Origin of the sequence: Pseudomonas sp. ArH3a (genome assembly GCF_022648765.1) — a bacterium.
Lineage (GTDB): Bacteria > Pseudomonadota > Gammaproteobacteria > Pseudomonadales > Pseudomonadaceae > Aquipseudomonas.
Genome location: NZ_CP080330.1, coordinates 214,663 through 232,846, shown reverse-complemented (window position 1 = coordinate 232,846; position 18,184 = coordinate 214,663). Strand labels below are relative to the sequence as shown.

Below are 18,184 nucleotides of genomic sequence, written 5' to 3'. Positions count from 1 at the left end.
GTTGTTTCGTAATCCCGCTTAGGCGGCGAGTGTCAAGACGCTCTACGACCTGGGTGTACTCAGCCCTGTAGCGTGCAGTCAAATCATTTCGCTCAACACCCGTTTGGCTCGTATTCGTCCGTGATGCTGCGCTCATTTGCTCTTCTTCCGTTGAAAGGGTTCTACACACTCACTTGTGAGAAGAGACCATGAGGACGTCTGCCTGCTTTCGCGTAAAGTGATGTTTCAACTTCTACCTGGCGAGCAACTGGAGCAAGTTTGCCAGTGTTGACAGCAGGATCGACATGACGATTTCCGAAGGCGCAAAAAAGTCCGAGGAAGTCGAAGGTCTTTCACAGGGCCGGGGGCGGTGTCTGTTTTTGGGTGTCGAGCCAGCGCAGGACTTCGGCGGTGGTCTGGATCAGATCGGCGGGAATGTACTGGTCGACATGGCTGTCCTGATATAGCGCCCGCGCCAGAGGCACGCGTTGCAATACGGGAATGTTCTCTTCCTCGGCGATGCGCCGCACTTGCAGGGCTAGTGCCTCAGTGTGTTTCAAGGTGACGACCGGCAGCGGCGTCTCGCCCTTCACGTAACGAATACCAATTGCGATGTGGGTGGGGTTGGCGATAATCACCGAGGAGCGTTTGACGTCGGCGCGCAGGTTGCTCGACTGCAATTCCTGGTGAAACTGACGCCGTTTGCTTTTGATCTCCGGGCTGCCTTCCATCTCTTTGTACTCGCGTTTGATCTCGTCCTTGCTCATGCGCAATTGCTTGCTGTGCTGGTATCGCTCGAAGGCATAGTCGAGCGCCGAGATCAGCACGAACCCCACGCCGCACACCAGCAGTAACTGCTCAAGCAACAGGCCGATTACCGGCGCGATGCAGCCCATGCCGCAGCCGGGCAGCCTGATCAGGGAATCCAGGTTGCCGGTCAGGGTTGTCCACACCAGCAACGACAACAGGGCCACTTTAATGATCGACTTGAGGAAGTCCACCAGGCTGCGGATGGAGAAAATCTTCTTGGCGCCTTCCACCGGGTTGATCTTTTTCAGGTCGGGCTTGATCGACTCGCCGCTGAGCAGGAAACCGTACTGGGCCAGGTGCGCCACGATGACCACCAGTGCCGCGACGACCAACAGCGGCAGGCAGAGGTAGACCATCTCCTGGAACAGGTTTTCCACCATCAATTGCAAGGCCAGCCCGAAAGGCAGGTTCAGGTACGTCTCGGGCATCAGCATCAGTTGCCCCAGGTGTTCCATGTAGTAGTCGGAAAAACTCATGAGCGTGGCGATCAGCGACAGGATCAGCGCGGTGGACACCACTTCCTTGCTTTTGACCACCTGGCCCTTGGTGCGTGCATCGCGAAGTTTCTTTGGCGTGGGCTGTTCGGTTTTTTCGGCGCTCATGGCGTCTCCAGTACCGGGCGCAACTGACTCAGCGGGTCGAGTGCGAGCAGCAGGCTGTCATAGGCGTGTTCCATCAACACGTTCAGGTAAATCACCAACAGCAGGCTGGCGACGATGCTCTTGATCGGCATCGCGAGGATGAACACGTTCAGGGACGGGGCGAAGCGGCTGATCAGGGCCAGGCCGAATTCGGCCAGGAACATGGCGATCAACAGGGGCGCTGCCAGCAGCAGGCACAGGCGCAGCAGTTGCCCGAACTGACCGTAGAAAAAGTCCACCCACTGGCTGCCGATGTAGGGGAAGAAGGTTGCGACCGGCCAACTGACGTAGCTCTGGAACAACGCACCGATCAGCGTCAGAAACGCGCCCCCGGAGAAAAACAGGGTGATCAGGGTTTGCGTCAGCAACAGGCCGGTGGGGCTGGTCTGGCTGCCCAGTGTCGGGTTGAGCGTGGAGGCAATGGAGGCACCGCGTTGGTTGTCGATGATGAAACCGGTCGCCTCGATGGCCCAGAACGGAATCGTTGCGACAAACCCGATCAACAGGCCGAGCAACACCTCTTTGCCGATCAGCATGGCCAGGTCTATGCCGTCGAGCGTCATGGGCAGCGTACCGGCTACAGTCGGGTAGGCAAACAGCGCCAGCGAGCAGGCCACGCCGTTACGAATCAGGCCGCCACCGAGCATTTGTTTGCTCAGGATCGGCATGACCACAAAACAGCTGATGATTCTGGGCAGCAGCAGGGTGTACGCCAGCATGAGCTGTTGCAGGTCCTGAATGCTCATCGCACGAGGGGAATCTTGAGCAAGGTCAGTTCTGCAAAGGCATAGAGTTCGTTACCCATCCAGCCCGCCGTGGCGAACAGGGTGATGACCACGGCGATCAGCTTGGCGACGAAACCCAGGGTCTGTTCCTGGATCTGGGTCAGCGCCTGCACCAGCGACACCAGGGTGCCGACGGCGGCGGCCATGAGCACGGTGGGCATGGATAGGATCAGCACCAGCCACAGGCTCTGGCTGGTGAAGTGGAGGATCTCGGCGTTGTTCACCCTCAGCCTCCGTAACTGATGACAAGGCCGTGGGTCAGCCGCGCCCAGCCGTCGAGCAGGACAAACAGCAGCAGTTTGAACGGCAGGGAAATGGTCATCGGCGAGACCATCATCATCCCCATCGCCAGCAGGATATTCGAGATGATCAGGTCGATAGCGATGAAGGGCAGGTAGATCAGAAAGCCGATTTCGAAGGCGCGGGTCAGCTCACTGACCGTGAAGGCCGGCAGCAGGATCAGCAGGCTGTCGGGCTCGAGCCGGTCTGCGTACTCGCTCGGCCAGACCTGCCGGGTGCTGTCGACGAAGAACGCGTGTTCGCGGGCCTGGATCTGTTTCTTCAAAAAGGCCCGGTACGGCTCCATGCCCTCGTCGAGGAACTGCTCCACCGACTCGGTCTTGCTCAGGCTGACGTCATGGGTGCGCAGGTAGTCGCGGGTGGCGAAGCCGACGGGCGCCATCACGTACAGGCTCAAGATAATTGCCAGCCCGTACATCGCCATGTTCGGCGGAATTTGCTGCACGCCCAAGGCGTTGCGCAGCAGCGAAAACACCACGGTCATCTTGATGAATGAGGTGGCCATGACTGCAATGAATGGCAGCAACGCCAGCAGCGCCAGCCCGAAGATCAGGCTGAGTTCGTCAGGCAGTTGAATCATGCGGGCAGGTCCTGCAACAGGCGGGTGACGCGCACGCCGAGGCGGTCCTGAATACTCACCAGCTCACCCACGCCCAGGCAGCGCTGGTTGACCAGAATCCGCACCTCGCCTTCGAGCGGGGTGGCCAGGTCGATCAACGACCCCGGTTGCAGGGCGGCGAGGGTGTGCAGGTCGAGAGTCTGACGTCCCACTTCGAAGCTGACCTGGACCGGGAGCTGATCAAGACTGGCCAGATCGTGGGTGGTTTCGAGGGGTGCATCGTTGTGCATGGCGAGCAGTTCCAGTTGAGAGTCGTGGTGGCGAAATCGTGCCCAGGGGCGGTCTTCGACCACACCGAGCAAAGGGCTGGCGGCGTCGTGGCGTGCCGGCAGCAATAGAAGGTCACCCGTGGCCAGTGAGTGCAGCTGCGCGGGGAGCAGGCAGACCGGGCCCCATTGCAGCGAAAGTCGCAGCGCAACCGCCGTCAGTTCTGCCAAGGGGCGAGCAGGCGTGAAAGCGAGCAGCGCACTCGGGTCACCGTCGAGCCAGATAACCAGGCGTTGCGCGCCGCGTGACAGCGTCAACGCTAGTGTGGGCGTCCCCGCGCCAGGCTCGGGGCGGCACGGTTGAATGCTTTTCCAGATGAGCCCCGGCAACACGGCACTTTCCAGCTCCAGCAACGCCAGTTGCAGCGTCGCCGGCAGGCTGCTGAACGCCGCTTCTTGCAGGTGGGGCTCAAGCCATCCGGCCAGGGTTGCGCTGTGGCACCGCCAGCGCAGTGCCAGGCCTTGCCAGTGAACATTCAACAGCACGTCCAGCGCGTCGGGTTGCGGCAGGATCGTCAGCCGGGCTTCACCGTTCGCGAGCGGGTAGCGACTGCGGCAACGACTGATTTTTTGTTGCAGGGCCAGTTCCGACGCCTCGACGCGGGGCAGCATCAGGCTGCTCATGAGTCTTGCTCCCACTCGTCATACACGTGCCGCCGCTGCCGTGAACCCTGGTCGCCCCCGTGTTGTTGCTGGGTAAAGGTCAATTGGATCGGTTGCCCGGGGTTCAGCCGTTGCAGGCGTTCCATCAGGTCGCCGCGGGCGAGTTGCAGTTGAAGCAGGCTGCCGGGGCTGGCCTGGATTTCGACGTGCAAGTGGCCGTGTGAATGGGCGAGCTGGACATCGACCTGGCCCAATTGCGCCAGGTTCACCTGAAGCAGCGTGGTGCTGCCATCGCGGGAAACGCCGGCCTGGATATGCAGTTGCAGCGTCTGCACCAGTTTGCCGAGGTCCTTGCTGAACGCCGGTTGCTCGGTGGTGTTCAACAGGCGTGCGAGCAGCTTGTCACCCGGGGTTTGGCCGGTGCTTGCCGACGGCTTCGGGTCTTCGACCAGTGAACCGAAGGGAGGCTGTTCGTCATGCTCGCCGGAGGAGTTGTGTTGGTCCGAGGGCGTTTCGGGGGCTAAACCGATGGCAGGCGCGCCCAGCATGATGGGCAGATGCTGTTCCGGGTTATTCACGGTCGCCGCGCTGCTGTCGCGGTGGCTTGTTCCGGGTTTTGGACGGTCGTTTGACGGCAGTGGCACCACGACAATGCCTGAGGGAGGTTGGGGCGTGGATGGTTGTTCGGGTGCCGGGCGTGTAGCGGGCTCATCGGGTTTGCCGGTCTCGGGCTGTTCGGCGGGCTCGTCGTTTGTGGCCTGTTCATCAGGCGTGGCGGTTTCTGGTGCGCTGCTGTCGCGGTGGCTTGTTCCGGGTTTTGGACGGTCGTTTGACGGCAGTGGCACCACGACAATGCCTGTGGGAGGTTGGGGCGTGGATGGTTGTTCGGGTGCCGGGCGTGCAACGGGCTCGTCGTTTGTGGCCTGCTCATCAGGCGTGGCGGTTTCTGGCGCGGTGCCAGGGAGGTGCGGCCTACGGATGGGTTCGCGGTCTGTGGCCGTGGAGGGTTCAGCCTGCTCGGCGTCATCGTCCAGTGGGCGCGAAGTGTCCCGAGGCGTTTTGCCCGGCTCACGGGTGTCGAGCTTGCGCCAAGCGTCGGTGCGGCGCTTCTCGCCCGCATCAGGTTTGCTGTTCAGCGCCCGTTCGAACTCAGCCTGGCTGGTTTTGTCGGCGGCCACGCGTGCCGGGGCTGGTGAACGTGCAAGGACATCTTGTGTGATGCCTGGTGGGGATATTCTGCTCATGAAACGGCCTCGACACGACGGAACTCTTCGAGCTCCTGTTCTTCTTTGAACTCAAGCAACATCCGCTCCTCGGCGAGGGCGTGACGGTTCAACTCGTTGAATTTTTCGACCTGCTGCTGAGCCTCCAGCAACTGACGCCGGTTCAGGCGAAGGCGTTCGCGCTCCTGGGTCAGGCTCTGGGCGTGTTCGGCAATGGTCTGTTCCAGCGCTGCTTCCTTTTCCCGCAGGCGGGCCACCTGTTGCTGCCATTGCTCAAGCTTTTTACGGTTCATGGGCTCAGCCTTGCAGAGGTCGAACAAACGGCTTTCTTCCGCCTGGCGCCACTGCCGGTACGCCTGGTGTTCAGCGCTCGCGGATTCATGGGCACGGTGTGCCTCGGCGACCCGCAGCTCCTGGCGTTGCAGCGCCTGTTCGGCGCGCTCCACGCGCAGGCTCTTGATGCGCAGCAAGGTGGGCAGGGTCATCGGGTCAGGCTCGCGAGTTGTTCAAGGCAGCGCGGCAGATCGCTGGGCTCATGCGTGCCCTGGCGCAACCAGGCACGGATCGCGTCCATTTTTTCGATGGCGCGGTCGGCCACGGGGTCCTGGCCTTTCTGGTATTCGCCGATCTTGAGCAGCAACTCGACTTCTTCGTACCGGGCCAGCCACTCGCGTAACTGGCCGGCGGCGTTGCGGTGTTCGGGGGTCACAATCTGGTTCATCACCCGGCTGACCGAACGCAGCACGTCAATGGCCGGGTAATGGTTGGACGCGGCCAGCTTGCGCGACAGGATGATGTGCCCGTCCAGGATCGAGCGGGTTTCATCCGCCACCGGCTCGGTCATGTCGTCGCCTTCGACCAGCACTGTGTACAGCGCGGTGATGGAGCCTTTGTCCGATTGGCCGGCGCGCTCCATCAACCGGGGCAGGGCGGCGAATACGGAGGGCGGATAGCCGCGTCGGGTCGGCGGTTCGCCCGCAGCCAGGCCAATCTCGCGCTGGGCCCTGGCAAACCGCGTGACGGAGTCCATCAGCAGCAGGACGCGTTTGCCCTGGTCGCGGAAGTACTCGGCAATCGTGGTGGCGACAAACCCGGCCTTGGCGCGCTCCATGGCCGGGCGGTCCGAAGTGGCGACCACCAGCACCGAGCGTTTGAGGCCTTGTTCCCCGAGGTCGGACTCGATGAACTCGCGGACTTCACGCCCCCGCTCACCCACCAGCGCCAGCACGATGACGTCGACGTCCGCACTGCGCATCAGGGTCGCCAGCAACGTACTTTTACCGCCGCCGGCCGCCGCGAATATCCCCATGCGCTGGCCTTCACCGCAGGTCAGCAGACCGTCGATGGTGCGCACGCCGAGGGAAATTGGCCGCTCGATCAGGTTACGGCTCATGGGGTCGGGTGCATCGCGGTACACCGGATACCAGGCCGCGGGTTCACCCAGGCTGATGCCGTTGAGCGGCTGGCCGAGGCCGTCAAGCACCTGGCCCAGCAAGTGATCGCCCACGCCGACCTGATGCATGGTGCCGGTCGGGCTGACTTCGGTGTTCGAGGAAATGCCGAGCATTTCACCCAGCGGGGTCAAGAGTGCCTGGTGCTGCTGAAAGCCAATGACTTCGGCCATCAGCGACAGCGAATGATCCGGGTTGCGCAGTTGGCACAGTTCACCCACGCGCACACCCGGCACCACCGCTTTGAGCAGTGTGCCGGTGACCTGGGTGACCCGGCCGCGAATCTGGATCAGCCGACATTTATCGATGGCCTGCTGCATCTGGCCGGTGATGTGTTCGAGTGAGAGGTGCATGGTCGGCTTGGGTATGGGACTGGTGGCCACTATAGATAAAGGCCCGCTTGGGTAATTTCAGTCCCGGTCGCAAGTTTTTAGAAATTGGTTGGCGCAAGGCCTAAAAAAATGCGACCGATTTTGGCAGAGCCCCCGGCGGACGAATTTCTACAATGGCCCCCACACCACCGTTGCCTGCAAGTGAGTGCCCCTATGGCCAATATTCAGAGTGTCGTCCCTGCGGCGTCGTTGCCGGATCGACAGACCGAACCGACCATTGCGCGCGACAGCCGGTTGACCGGCAGTTTCCAGGGCGAACGTGTGCAGTACATTTCCACCAGCCAGTCCATGGCTGACTCCGCTGAGGAGCTGACCTTCGTGTTCTCCGAGCGGGTCGAGAAGTCGCTGGCCAAGCGCAGTGTCAGCGATGGCCAGGCGCGGCTGAGTGAAATCCTCGAGATGCTGGAGGAGTACCTCAAGAAAGTCCCGGACCTGGAGTCCCAGCAAAAACTCGAAGCCCTGGTCGCGCACCTCGGCAGTGGACAGCTGAACAACCTGGCGCAGCTCAAGGCGTACCTCAAAGGGTTCTCCCGCGAGATCAGCCACCAGTTTGTTGCCCTCTCGCATGCGCGCCAGGAACTGGCCGGCAAGACCGACGCCCGGGCGATGGTCGAGCTGATTGACCAGGCGCTGCTGGAAATGGCCCAGGAACATGGCCACGCCATTGAACTGGGCTTGCAGATCGGGCCGCTGGCCAAGGAAGCGGCAGAGCAGGGAGTCGGCGACATCCAGTCACTGCGTGACACCTACCGCGATGCCGTCATGGACTATCGCGGCCTGGCCGCTGCCTGGAACGACATTCATGCGCGCTTCGGCAGTTCGACGCTTGAAGGCGTGACGGGATTCCTGATGAAAGCCTTGAGCGCCGACCTGGACAGTCAGCAGACCCGGCTCGACCCGATCAAGCTCGAAAGGGTCATGAGCGATATGCACAAGTTGCGCGTGCTGACGGGTATGTCGGACCAGGTCAATGCACTGTGGCAGGCGCTGGTAACGGGGGAACGAGGCCATGGCATACGGGCCTTCTGACCTGATGGGCGGGCTGATCGGCCTGATCGACAAACGCTGGGCGAATGTTCAGGACGTGCAGCGACTGATCGTGCCGCTGGCGATCAAGGACGCTGCGCGCCAGATCCATTTCTTTCGCGAGATCAAGCGTCTGATCCGGCTGATCCCCACGGAAATTTTCACCGATGAGGAGCAGCGTCAGAACCTGCTCAATGCCTGTCAGCTCGCGCTGGACCTGGCCATCGACCAGGAAGAAGACGAATGGCAAGCACAATGAGTAAACGACATGCACTGGATTGACCAAGCACTGGCTCAGTTTTGTCAGGACCTGGGGGTGGCCGTACCGGCTCCGGCCGGGGCGCTGATTCAGTTGGAGTTCGAGGAAACCGGCACGCTGCAACTCGAACAGCATGATCGCAAACTGACGCTTTGGCTGGCCGTGGACCTGGAATGGCACGAGATTCACCAAGGCGTGATTCGAGCCCTGGCGCTGACGTTCAGCCGCACCGGGCCGGAGTTGCCGTTGCGTTGCGGGTGGGCGGCCGACACGCGGCTGTTGCTGTTGATCACCCTGGATGAGCGGCGCGTCACCGCCCCGGTGTTGCACCAGGCGTTCCGTACCTTGAGCTCGGCGCGTCATGCGGTGCTTGAGCAGTGAGTCGGATCAGCGCCCCGCACATCGGCATCGAGCACCTGACCGAGGTCGGTGATCAGCATCAGGCATCGGGCTTGCCCGAGCGCTATGTGCTGCCGCCCGACGGCCACTCTATCGAGGCTCACCTCGACAATCTCTACCCGGCGGACCTCGCCGGGCGTCGGCTGCTGGCGTTTGCCTGTCCCCACGAGGGCTTTCACGAGTTGCTCCGGCCACAGGCATTTCGCCAGGCCCTGACAGACCTCAAGCAGCAGGTCTCTTCATCCGATGCGCCCGAGTTTCAGGCGGTATCGGCGCTGCTGCAAGCGCGCAGCGAAGATGAGTATCTGCTGCAGATGGCCCTCCATTTGCTGCACAAGGTATGACCCCCATGATGTTGAAACCGGTACAGCAAAGCCTGCTGCTACTGCTCGGCTGGCTACAGCTGCAGTGCGGCCAGCCAGGTCGTGCGCGGATATTCCTTGAAGCCCTGCTGGTCGTTGAACCGGCCCATCGCCAGGCGCGACGTGCGTTGGTGGTGGCGTTGTTGCAACTGGAAGAGGGCGAGCTGGCCGAGGGGCATTGCGACCGGTTGCTGGCTGAAGGCGAGGAAGACCTTGCGCTGTGGGGCTGTGTCAGCCGTGCGTGCCAGTTACAGGGGCGAATCGCTGATGCACGCGTTGCTTACGAACGATTTTTGAGCCAGCGGGAGTCCCATGAAGGAACTCTCTAGTTTTCTGAGGCGGGTGGGCGAACGCCAGGACATCATGCTGGCAGTGATGCTGCTGGCCGTTGTGTTCATGATGATCCTGCCGCTGCCGCCGTTCCTGCTGGACATCCTGATTGCGATCAACATCACGGTGTCGGTGGTGTTGATGATGATGTCGGTCTACATCAGTTCGCCGTTGCAGTTCTCGGTGTTCCCGGCGGTGTTGTTGATTACCACGTTGTTCCGGCTGGCGTTGTCGGTCAGTACCACGCGGATGATTTTGCTGGAGGCCGACGCCGGCCAGATCGTCTACACGTTCGGCAATTTTGTCGTGGGCGGTAATCTGGTGGTGGGTTGCATCATCTTCCTGATCATCACCATCGTGCAGTTCCTGGTGATCACCAAAGGCGCCGAGCGCGTCGCCGAAGTGAGTGCGCGGTTTTCCCTGGACGCCATGCCCGGCAAGCAGATGAGTATCGACGGCGACATGCGGGCCGGCGTCATCGACGTCAACGAGGCGCGCGACCGGCGGGCGGTGATCGAGAAAGAGAGCCAGATGTTCGGCTCGATGGACGGCGCGATGAAGTTCGTCAAAGGCGATGCGATCGCGGGCCTGATCATCATCTTCATCAACATTCTGGCGGGTATCACCATCGGCGTGACCCAGAAGGGCCTGAGCGCCGGCGATGCCTTGCAGCTCTATTCGGTGCTGACCATCGGCGATGGTATGGTCAGCCAGGTGCCGGCCCTGTTGATCGCCATCACGGCCGGTATCATCGTGACCCGGGACTCCTCGGATGGCACCTCGGACCTGGGCAATGACATCGGCGACCAAGTGGTGGCGCAGCCCAAGGCGTTGCTGATCGGTGGCGTGCTGCTGGTGTTGTTCGGGCTGATTCCGGGGTTTCCGACCGTGACCTTCATGCTGCTGGCGGCGCTGGTGGGCGGGGGTGGTTACTTCATGCTGTTGCGCCAGCGCGGGCTGGCAGCCGAGGACAACCCCAGGGATTTGCCGACCTTGTTGGCGCAAGGCGCCGGTGCTGCTTCTTCGGCCAAGCCCAAAGCCAAGCCATCGGGCGGCAAGCCCAAGGGCACGCGGCTGGGGGACAAGGAAGAGTTCGCCATGACCGTGCCCCTGCTGATCGATGTGGACGCGAGCATGCAGCAGGAGCTGGAGGCGTTTGCCCTCAATGATGAGCTGGTGCGGGTGCGGCGTGCTCTTTACCTGGACTTTGGCGTGCCGTTTCCGGGTATTCACCTGCGCTTTAATGAAGGTTTGAAGGACGGCGAGTACCTGATTCAGTTGCAAGAGGTACCGGTGGCCCGTGGGCGCCTGCGCAGTGCGCGGTTGCTGGTGCAGGAGCGGGCCAGCCAGCTGGAACTGATTGGTGTGCCATTCGAAGAAGGCGAGCCGGTGCTGCCGGGCCAACCGACGTTGTGGGTCGGCGCCGAGCACGAAGGGCGGCTGGAGCGATCCGGTTGTGCGTTCCTGAGCATGGACCAGGTGTTGACCTGGCACCTGTCCCACGTTCTGCGCGAGTACGCCGAGGATTTCATCGGCATCCAGGAAACCCGTTACCTGCTGGAGCAGATGGAGCACAGCTACTCGGAACTGGTGAAAGAAGCCCAGCGCATCATTCCGTTGCAGCGCATGACCGAAATTCTCCAGCGCCTGGTGGGCGAGGATATCTCGATCCGCAACCTGCGGGCGATTCTGGAGGCCATGGTGGAGTGGGGTCAGAAAGAGAAGGACGTGGTGCAACTGACCGAGTACATCCGCAGCAGCCTCAAGCGCTACATCTGCTACAAATATTCGAGCGGCAACAACATCCTGCCGGCCTATCTGCTGGACCAACTGGTGGAAGAGCAGATCCGTGGCGGGATTCGCCAGACCAGTGCCGGCAGCTATCTGGCGCTGGACCCGGCCGTCACCCAATCCTTTCTTGAACAAGTCCGGCAGACCGTCGGCGACCTCTCGCAGATGCAGAGCAAGCCGGTGCTGATCGTCTCGATGGACATCCGCCGCTACGTGCGCAAGCTGATCGAAGGCGACTACTACGGCTTGCCGGTGCTCTCGTATCAGGAGCTGACCCAGCAGATCAACATTCAGCCGTTGGGCCGGGTTTCGTTATGACTCGCGACCCATTGACCGATTGGCTGCAAGCGCGGGGTTATGACATCCATCCGCATTTTCTGCGCCAGAGCGCGTTGCCGCTGGGCTGGAAGTTCGTGCATGCCGGCTGCGAGCTGGCCTGGCGCTGTGAAGGCGCGCGGGTCTGGATCGTCATGCTGCGCCGTGCCGACGGGCGTCTTGGCCTGGGCAACTCCTTTGCGGCGCTGTATGTGCTGGCCGAGGCGGTCCTCGCAGTGCTGGGGCCGCAGGCCTGTTTGTACGGCAAGGTGCAGGCGATGGCGGGGAGCCCGCTGGAGGGCGCCCGGATGGAGCGATTCTATCGCCACTGGACCGGCGCCGCCGAACCGCAGTCCGGCTGGTTCGAGCTGGAGGCCGGGCGGGTGTGTTCGCTGCAATCAATGAGAAAACGACAAAAAATCGACCGTACCTGACAGGAAGCCAGGCGCCCTGTCCCTACTATAGGAGCCATGGACATGTACGACGAAACCTACGCCAAAACCCTCCAGGCTGCCGAGCAGGCCATTGAAGACAATGAGCATCGCGCGCGCTTGCTCACGGAAATGTGGGAGGGCCTGGGCTTGCCCGATGAGGTCTGTGACCAGGTCTTTCGGTCACGGGATCAGGCGCTGGTCCAGGTGGCGGAACAGGAACTGTTGCAGGAAGTGCAACGGATGCGGATCAACCGTCCACCGGTTGCCGATGAAGGAAAACGACTGCGTCGTCCGGCGTCAATGCGTGGACTTCTGGTGTAAGGAACCCTTATGGATATCAGGCTTTACCGGCAAGACTTGTCGGCTTTTCTGAACGAATTGCAGACGCTTCCCGAAGACCAGCTGCGCGGCAGCGGGACCCCTGCCCTGGCAGAACTTCAGGCGTTGATCAAAAAGCACAACATCACGTTTACCCATGGTACGCAGACCTTGTTGCCCGCCCAGGTCGAAAAGCTGCTGGCTTATTTTCTGCCGCCCACCCCGAACACCACGGGCGGGCTGTATGAGCTGCAGGTCAAGTCCGGGATCGAGTCAGCCAAACAACTGATCAGCCAGTACGCCGATGCGAAGCCGGGGCAGCCGTGGCCGTTGAAAGAGTTCCTGGCCAAGGCGCATTTCGGGCTGACCGGTGACCGGATCGACGATGACGTCCGGGGTATTTACGAAGAGGTCCTGTTGATCCAGGACGACAAGCGCACGGGGCTGCGCGACGACCTCAAGGCACTGACCGCCGAGCTCAACATCTACAGCAAGATCCAGTCGCAGATCAACGTGAAGCTGGCGGCTGAAAAAGAGATCGAGATCGAACCGGGGCTCAATCTGTTTGACCGCACCTTGTATGGCTACCCCGACGACAAGAGCTGGCAGGCCAGCTCGGAGTACAAGTTGTTGACCGGGCTCAACACCTACAGCGCGGGCAATCCGCTGAGCATCAAGGCGTTTTTGAAGGGGGCACCCAAGGAAAGCGGTGCGATGAAGGACAGCGACTTGCTCAACAAGTACGAGTTCAAGGACGAGAACAACCCCATCGCCAACTTCGCCACGACGGTGGGCGACCGCTCCCGTCCGATCAACGACAAAGTCAGTGAAAAAACCACGCTGTTGAACGATGTCAGCTCTCGCTACAACTCGGCCATCGAGGCCTTGAACCGCTTCGTTCAGAAGTACGACAGCATGATGCGCGACATTTTAAATGCCATATAGGAACGGTTGATGAGCCAGCAAGAACATGATGTGTCTGAGGAGTACGAGAAGGAACTGGAGGCGTTTTTGCGCGATGGCGGCACGCTGGCCATGCTCAAGAACATCTCCAGCGACAGCCTGGAGCAGCTCTATTCCCTGGCATTCAATCAATACCAGGCCGGCAAGTGGGATGACGCCCACAAGATTTTTCAATCGCTGTGCATGCTCGATCACTACGACGTTCGGTTCTTCCTGGGGTTGGGGGCGTGCCGGCAGTCCATGGGGCAGTTTGAGCAGGCATTGCAGAGCTTCAGTTATGGCGCGCTGATCGACATCAACGAGCCCAGGTTTCCGTTTCATGCTGGCGAGTGTCACCTGCAACTGGGTGATCTCGACGGGGCCGAGAGTGGCTTCTACTCGGCTCAGGCCTTGGCCGCAGCACAGCCGGCGCACTCGGTTTTGGCCGAACGTGCCGGCGCCATGTTGGAAGCCGTATTAGCAAGAAAGGATCAACACAATGAATCCGATAACGTTTGATCGCGTTGCGCTGACCACGGGGAACGTTTTTGCGAACGACCCGGTGGTCCGCCCACGCAATGACCGGGGGGACGCGCTCACGGTCACCCGGGTCGAGGCGGATGGCCGACCGGCCGCCCCGTCTCAGGGGGTGCAACTGACAGCGCCGCTGCCGGCCAGCCAGCAGCGTCTGGAGGCCAGCACTCGGGCAGACATCAACCGCCTGGTGCAGTCCGTGCGTCAGGACAGTGTGCTGGCCCAGCGTTTCATCGCCGAAACCACAAGGCTTGGGGTGGCGCGGCTCAGTTCGGTCGAGGATTTCGAGATCGAGTTGGCCAAGCTGACCGGCGAACTGGAGTCCACGCAGAAGAAGCTCAAGCTCGAAGAAATCACTCGGGCGCGTGAGCAAAACCTGCAAAAGATGGACGAAAACCAGAAGAAGATCAAAGAGTCGACCGAGGCTGCAAAAGAAGCCCAGAAGTCCGGTCTTGTGGGCAAGATTTTTGGCTGGGTCAGTGCCATTGCGTCGATCATCGTCGGCGCAATCATGGTTGCGACGGGCGTGGGTGCGGTCGCGGGTGCATTGATGATCGCCGGTGGTGTCATGGGTATCGTCTCCCAGTCGGTGCAACAAGCGGCGAAGGACGGATTGATCAGCAAAGAAGTCATGGAAAAGCTCGGACCGGCTCTGATGGGGATTGAAATCACCATCGCCGTGATCGCTGCGGTAGCCAGTTTTGGGGGGACTGCCGTAGGGGCGGTCGCCAAGTTGGGGGCGAAAATCGGTGGCAAGGCCGCCGAGCTCACCGCCAGTGTCGCCGCCAAGGTGACGGAGTTGGGCGCCAAGTTCGGTAGCGCAGCGAGCCAGTCGATCTCCCATGGCGTCAAGCTCGGGGTGCAGATTTCCGACGTGACTCTGGATGTCGCCAACGGTTTCGCCCAAACCGCGAACTCGGTGCTGCAAGCCAAGGCCGCGGACAAGCAGGCGGATGTCCTGGAGGCGCGTTCCGAGCTCACCCAGTTCCAGAATGTCCTGGACAAGCTCAAGGAAGAGCTCAGCCGCATGGTCGAGTCGTTTTTGCAGATCATGGAACTGATATTCCAGATGATCAATGCCAAGGGCGACAGCCTGCATAACCTATCCAGCCGTCCTGCGGCTATCTGAGGAGCACATCAATGATGATTGAAACAGGCTATGGCGCTCAGGGGCTGAGCCAGATCGGCAACACCCAGGCGCTGGAAAAAACCCAAACGACTGCGCGTACCGAAACGGTCCACAGCGCGGGTGCGGCGCCACTTGGCGAATCGAAAAAGAGCTCGGGTGTCGACCTGATTGAGCCAAGTCAGAGGTTCAAGCCGGAAGGCTTGAGCAAGGTCAGCAGTGAGCTCAATGGTAGCGTGGAGCTGATGGTGCTGCTGTTTCGCATCGCGCAGAAGGCTCGCGAGCTGGGCATCATGCAGCGTGACAGCGAGAACACTTCCGTCATCAGCGCGCAGAAATCCCAGGTGGACGAAATGCGCAGCGGCTCCAAGTTGATGATCGCCATGGCGGTGATTTCCGGGGCAATGGCCTTGGCTTCGGCCGTGACCGGTGCCATCGGCGCGATCAAGAACGGCAAGGCGGTCAAGCAGGAAAAACTGCTGGAAAACAACATCGCCGGGCGCAACGAACTGATCGACGCCAAGATGCAGTCGCTGGGCAAAACCTCCGGCGCGGACCGCACCGAAATCGGTAAGGTCTGGGCCTTGGATCAGTCTGCGGACAGCGGTGCGCTGAGCAAGATCGGGCGAGGGTTGGATAACCGTAATGCCAAGCTGCAAAGCATCAACGGTGTGAGTCAGGCACTTGGGCAAATGGCTAACACCTCGGTGCAAGTCAAGCAAACGGCGATCCAGGCCGATGCCAAGGAAGATGAAGTCAACGCGTCGGTTGCCCAGAGCGAAAAGCAAAAGGTTGAAGATCAGTTGAGCTACAACGCCAACTTCATGAAAGAGCTGTTGCAGTTGCTCCAGCAGTACACCCAGAACCACAACCAGGCGTGGCGTGCTGCCGCCGGCGTCGCCTGATGTGATTTTGTTGTAGGAAAAAAGCCGCAGCGATGTGGCTTTTTTCTTAAAAGAAAAGCCCGTCAGTGACAAAACCCCAGCATGGCCGGGTGCTAGCATTCGCCTAGCTCGAGGAGACATGCATGGATTTGAGTATCAGGGTCAATCGGCTGCTTGCCGAATTTGCCAATCGCAGTGGCCTTCCCGCTTTGTCGCTGGATGAAGAGGGGGTCGCAAGCCTGCTGTTTGATGATCAGTTGGGCGTGACGCTGGTATTGCTGGCCGGACGTGAGCGACTGGTCATGGAAGCGGATGTGGCGGGAATCGAAACCTTCGGTGACGGAATATTCCGGCAACTGGCGAGTTTTAATCGACGCTGGTATCGCTTCGACCTGCATTTTGGTTTTGACGAGGAATCGGGCCTGGTGCAGTTGTACGCGCAGATTCCAGCGGCCGAGTTGACCCTGGAAAGCTTCGAAACCACCTTGGCCAACTTGCTCGATCACGCCGAGTTCTGGCAGCAATTGCTGCCAGAACATGACAGTGCCGCCCAGGCGACATCCAGACCCGCCGGTATGAGGGTTTAAGCAGAGCCATGAAGATAGACAGCGCTGGCATTTCACCAGCAGCCACGATCGACCGTGAGCAAGTGCCTGGAAGTTTTGCCGGACGCTCGCTCAGTCAGGTGCCCAGTCGCCAGGAAGGGGTTGCCAGTGTCGCAGAGCTGGGTCGCTGGCTGGCGACGCAGGTCGGTGCGGATCAACAGAGTGAGCGACAGTTGCAGCGCTTGGTCGATGGCGACAGCGCGCCTCTTTATGAGCGTCAGGTTCGTCGACCATGATGAGAGCGCTGCTTTGCAGCGTTTTTTTGGCCGTGGTCGGCTGTGTCAGTGTGCCGCCAACGCCTGTAAACAAGATTGATGTCAGGGGGCTGGTGCGTACTCCATCGCCGGTCACGCGCCCTGCCTTTGTCAGTGTGCGGCTCTATGCCTTGACCGAGGGGCAGCCGCGGCTGGTTGCCCAGGCCCGCTATCGGGTGACGGCGTTGCCGTTGCACTTTGCTTTTCGTTTGACGCCAGTGCAGGTGGCTGGTGAGGGGCTGTTGCTGCGTAGCGAGTTGGCCTGGTCCGACAACGGTCCTGTCCAGGCTCGCAGTTGGCAACCTGCGGTACCCGGTAACGATATGAATGTGCGTCTGGGACAGTTGTCCTGTTATCCAAACTGCACTGTTTCGGCGACGTCGGAACACCTCTGAAATACTTTGTATCAATGTTGGGCTTACTGAATTCGGTGAGCGTTCCGATACTTGAACGGCTATATAAAAATATCGAGGGTTTCATTAAATAAGAGTAATTAACCTAATTTCGGGTCGATCATTCTCGTTCATGATAACTGTCATTGAATTAATCATCGTTCATAGCGTCACGTAGTAGTACGTAGAGGGTGCGTTTTCGTACGGTGCCTGCTTTGGCGGCGTACAAACGGTATGTGCAGGTTCGGGGTCACTATAATATGCAAGGTGCCAGCACACTTGGCCGGAAACAGATAAAGCTGTGCCGATGGTCTATCCCAACGTTTGAGTTTGTATCGAACTGCGAAGAAGGGATTTATATCCTTATCGAGGGACAGCTCACGGTTCAGGATTGTAATGCGACACTTTGTCTCATGCCGGGTGAACTAATGTTTGCTCGCAGAGGTAACTATGTCGTGAGTACGGGCGAACATGATTGTCGTTTGCTTTGGATCCCATTATCGGTTGGTTTTTTACAAAACTTCATTCAGCGTTTCGGTGCACTATTGAGCGAGGTGGAGCGTTGGGAGGAGCCTGGGGTCAGCCTCATCGCGTTCGCCAGTACGCCGTTGTTGGCCAGTTGCGTCAAGGGGCTCGAAGGGTTGCTGGTGCATGAGCACCCACCCATGCTGGCGTTGTTGCGGGTCGAAGAGTTGTTGATGTTGTTTGCCTTCAGCCCCCAGGGGCCGGCGCTGATGTCGGTGTTGCGCCAGCAGGGCAGCCGGCATGTCGAGCGATTGCAGGCGTTCATGGAGCAGCACTATCTCAAGGAATGGCGACTCAGCGAGTTTTCTCGAGAGTTCGGCATGGGATTGACGACGTTCAAAGAGTTGTTTGGCTCGGTCTACGGCGTTTCTCCCCGTGCGTGGATCAGCGAGCGGCGTATCCTGTATGCCCACCATTTACTGCTTAACAGTGAGATGAGCATCGTGGACATCGCGATGGAAAGCGGCTTTTCCAGTCAGTCCTACTTTACCCAGAGCTATCGTCGCCGTTTCGGGTGTACGCCCAGCCGTTCCAGACAAGGAAAAGAATAGCGTCGGACTAAAAAAAAATGACGTTTTTTGCAAGTTTGGTCCGTTGCCCCTCAGTAAGATTGGTCGCA

24 protein-coding genes are annotated in these 18,184 nt (G+C 60.3%); 16 read left to right on the top strand and 8 right to left on the bottom strand.

Annotation, left to right across the window (positions count from 1 at the left end):
- Positions 1-332 precede the first annotated feature (332 nt).
- The 8 genes from sctU to sctN all read right to left on the bottom strand — a co-directional run bounded on the left by sctU (position 333) and on the right by sctN (position 7,030).
- Positions 333-1,391: a type III secretion system export apparatus subunit SctU gene (sctU, locus tag K0P33_RS01065; RefSeq protein ID WP_242153656.1), complete on the bottom strand. Its 1,059-nt coding sequence runs from the start codon at positions 1,389-1,391 to the stop codon at positions 333-335.
- Positions 1,388-2,176 (bottom strand): type III secretion system export apparatus subunit SctT, encoded by a 789-nt coding sequence (gene sctT, locus K0P33_RS01060; protein ID WP_094949081.1) that lies wholly within the window; start codon positions 2,174-2,176, stop codon positions 1,388-1,390. Before sctT ends, sctU begins: the two co-directional genes overlap by 4 nt.
- Positions 2,173-2,439 (bottom strand): type III secretion system export apparatus subunit SctS, encoded by a 267-nt coding sequence (gene sctS, locus K0P33_RS01055; protein WP_076963264.1) that lies wholly within the window; start codon positions 2,437-2,439, stop codon positions 2,173-2,175. Before sctS ends, sctT begins: the two co-directional genes overlap by 4 nt.
- Positions 2,440-2,441: 2 nt before the next feature.
- Positions 2,442-3,095: a type III secretion system export apparatus subunit SctR gene (gene sctR, locus K0P33_RS01050; RefSeq protein WP_094949080.1), complete on the bottom strand. Its 654-nt coding sequence runs from the start codon at positions 3,093-3,095 to the stop codon at positions 2,442-2,444.
- On the bottom strand, positions 3,092-4,024 hold the full coding sequence (sctQ, locus tag K0P33_RS01045) for a type III secretion system cytoplasmic ring protein SctQ (protein ID WP_094949079.1): 933 nt from the start codon (positions 4,022-4,024) through the stop codon (positions 3,092-3,094). The genes sctR and sctQ overlap by 4 nt, the downstream gene beginning before the upstream one ends.
- Complete coding sequence (locus K0P33_RS01040) at positions 4,021-5,181, bottom strand: type III secretion system needle length determinant (RefSeq protein WP_242153654.1); 1,161 nt, start codon at positions 5,179-5,181, stop codon at positions 4,021-4,023. The genes sctQ and K0P33_RS01040 overlap by 4 nt, the downstream gene beginning before the upstream one ends.
- Before the next feature lie 62 nt (positions 5,182-5,243).
- Positions 5,244-5,711: a YscO family type III secretion system apparatus protein gene (locus K0P33_RS01035; protein ID WP_242153652.1), complete on the bottom strand. Its 468-nt coding sequence runs from the start codon at positions 5,709-5,711 to the stop codon at positions 5,244-5,246.
- Positions 5,708-7,030 (bottom strand): type III secretion system ATPase SctN, encoded by a 1,323-nt coding sequence (sctN, locus tag K0P33_RS01030; protein WP_094949077.1) that lies wholly within the window; start codon positions 7,028-7,030, stop codon positions 5,708-5,710. Before sctN ends, K0P33_RS01035 begins: the two co-directional genes overlap by 4 nt.
- A 192-nt stretch (positions 7,031-7,222) precedes the next feature.
- Here sctN and sctW point away from each other — a divergent pair, with 192 nt between their 5' ends.
- The 16 genes from sctW (at position 7,223) to K0P33_RS00950 (ending at position 18,116) form a co-directional block, all read left to right on the top strand.
- The gene (gene sctW, locus K0P33_RS01025) at positions 7,223-8,098 is read left to right on the top strand and encodes a type III secretion system gatekeeper subunit SctW (RefSeq protein ID WP_242153650.1); all 876 of its coding nucleotides are present in this window, start codon (positions 7,223-7,225) and stop codon (positions 8,096-8,098) included.
- Positions 8,079-8,354 (top strand): TyeA family type III secretion system gatekeeper subunit, encoded by a 276-nt coding sequence (locus K0P33_RS01020; RefSeq protein ID WP_094949075.1) that lies wholly within the window; start codon positions 8,079-8,081, stop codon positions 8,352-8,354. The genes sctW and K0P33_RS01020 overlap by 20 nt, the downstream gene beginning before the upstream one ends.
- A gap of 9 nt (positions 8,355-8,363) precedes the next feature.
- Entirely contained in the window at positions 8,364-8,735 is a 372-nt protein-coding gene (sycN, locus tag K0P33_RS01015; RefSeq protein WP_094949074.1) for a type III secretion chaperone SycN, read from the top strand.
- Positions 8,732-9,097, top strand: a complete 366-nt coding sequence (locus tag K0P33_RS01010) for a YscX family type III secretion protein (protein WP_094949073.1) — start codon at positions 8,732-8,734, stop codon at positions 9,095-9,097. Before sycN ends, K0P33_RS01010 begins: the two co-directional genes overlap by 4 nt.
- Positions 9,098-9,102: 5 nt before the next feature.
- Positions 9,103-9,444, top strand: a complete 342-nt coding sequence (locus K0P33_RS01005) for a type III secretion protein (RefSeq protein WP_094949072.1) — start codon at positions 9,103-9,105, stop codon at positions 9,442-9,444.
- A complete protein-coding gene (gene sctV, locus K0P33_RS01000) occupies positions 9,428-11,554 on the top strand; it encodes a type III secretion system export apparatus subunit SctV (protein ID WP_242153648.1) in 2,127 nt (708 codons plus the stop codon). Before K0P33_RS01005 ends, sctV begins: the two co-directional genes overlap by 17 nt.
- On the top strand, positions 11,551-11,985 hold the full coding sequence (locus tag K0P33_RS00995; RefSeq protein WP_242153635.1) for an LcrR family type III secretion system chaperone: 435 nt from the start codon (positions 11,551-11,553) through the stop codon (positions 11,983-11,985). Before sctV ends, K0P33_RS00995 begins: the two co-directional genes overlap by 4 nt.
- Before the next feature lie 42 nt (positions 11,986-12,027).
- Positions 12,028-12,306: an LcrG family type III secretion system chaperone gene (locus K0P33_RS00990; RefSeq protein WP_094949069.1), complete on the top strand. Its 279-nt coding sequence runs from the start codon at positions 12,028-12,030 to the stop codon at positions 12,304-12,306.
- Between the two features lie 9 nt (positions 12,307-12,315).
- Positions 12,316-13,248, top strand: a complete 933-nt coding sequence (locus tag K0P33_RS00985; RefSeq protein WP_094949068.1) for a virulence-associated V antigen — start codon at positions 12,316-12,318, stop codon at positions 13,246-13,248.
- Between the two features lie 9 nt (positions 13,249-13,257).
- Entirely contained in the window at positions 13,258-13,764 is a 507-nt protein-coding gene (locus tag K0P33_RS00980) for a SycD/LcrH family type III secretion system chaperone (protein ID WP_242153633.1), read from the top strand.
- Positions 13,745-14,908 (top strand): type III secretion system translocon subunit SctE, encoded by a 1,164-nt coding sequence (gene sctE, locus K0P33_RS00975; RefSeq protein WP_094949066.1) that lies wholly within the window; start codon positions 13,745-13,747, stop codon positions 14,906-14,908. The genes K0P33_RS00980 and sctE overlap by 20 nt, the downstream gene beginning before the upstream one ends.
- 11 nt (positions 14,909-14,919) lie before the next feature.
- Positions 14,920-15,810 carry a YopD family type III secretion system translocon subunit gene (locus K0P33_RS00970; RefSeq protein ID WP_277933786.1) on the top strand — a complete coding sequence of 297 codons (891 nt, stop codon included), beginning with the start codon at positions 14,920-14,922 and terminating at the stop codon, positions 15,808-15,810.
- A gap of 122 nt (positions 15,811-15,932) precedes the next feature.
- Entirely contained in the window at positions 15,933-16,376 is a 444-nt protein-coding gene (locus K0P33_RS00965; RefSeq protein ID WP_242153631.1) for a type III secretion system chaperone, read from the top strand.
- An 8-nt stretch (positions 16,377-16,384) separates the two neighbouring features.
- Complete coding sequence (locus tag K0P33_RS00960) at positions 16,385-16,630, top strand: T3SS regulon translocated regulator ExsE family protein (RefSeq protein ID WP_094949064.1); 246 nt, start codon at positions 16,385-16,387, stop codon at positions 16,628-16,630.
- On the top strand, positions 16,627-17,043 hold the full coding sequence (locus K0P33_RS00955; RefSeq protein WP_094949063.1) for a YscW family type III secretion system pilotin: 417 nt from the start codon (positions 16,627-16,629) through the stop codon (positions 17,041-17,043). The genes K0P33_RS00960 and K0P33_RS00955 overlap by 4 nt, the downstream gene beginning before the upstream one ends.
- Before the next feature lie 257 nt (positions 17,044-17,300).
- Entirely contained in the window at positions 17,301-18,116 is an 816-nt protein-coding gene (locus K0P33_RS00950; RefSeq protein ID WP_094949062.1) for an AraC family transcriptional regulator, read from the top strand.
- Positions 18,117-18,184 lie beyond the last annotated feature (68 nt).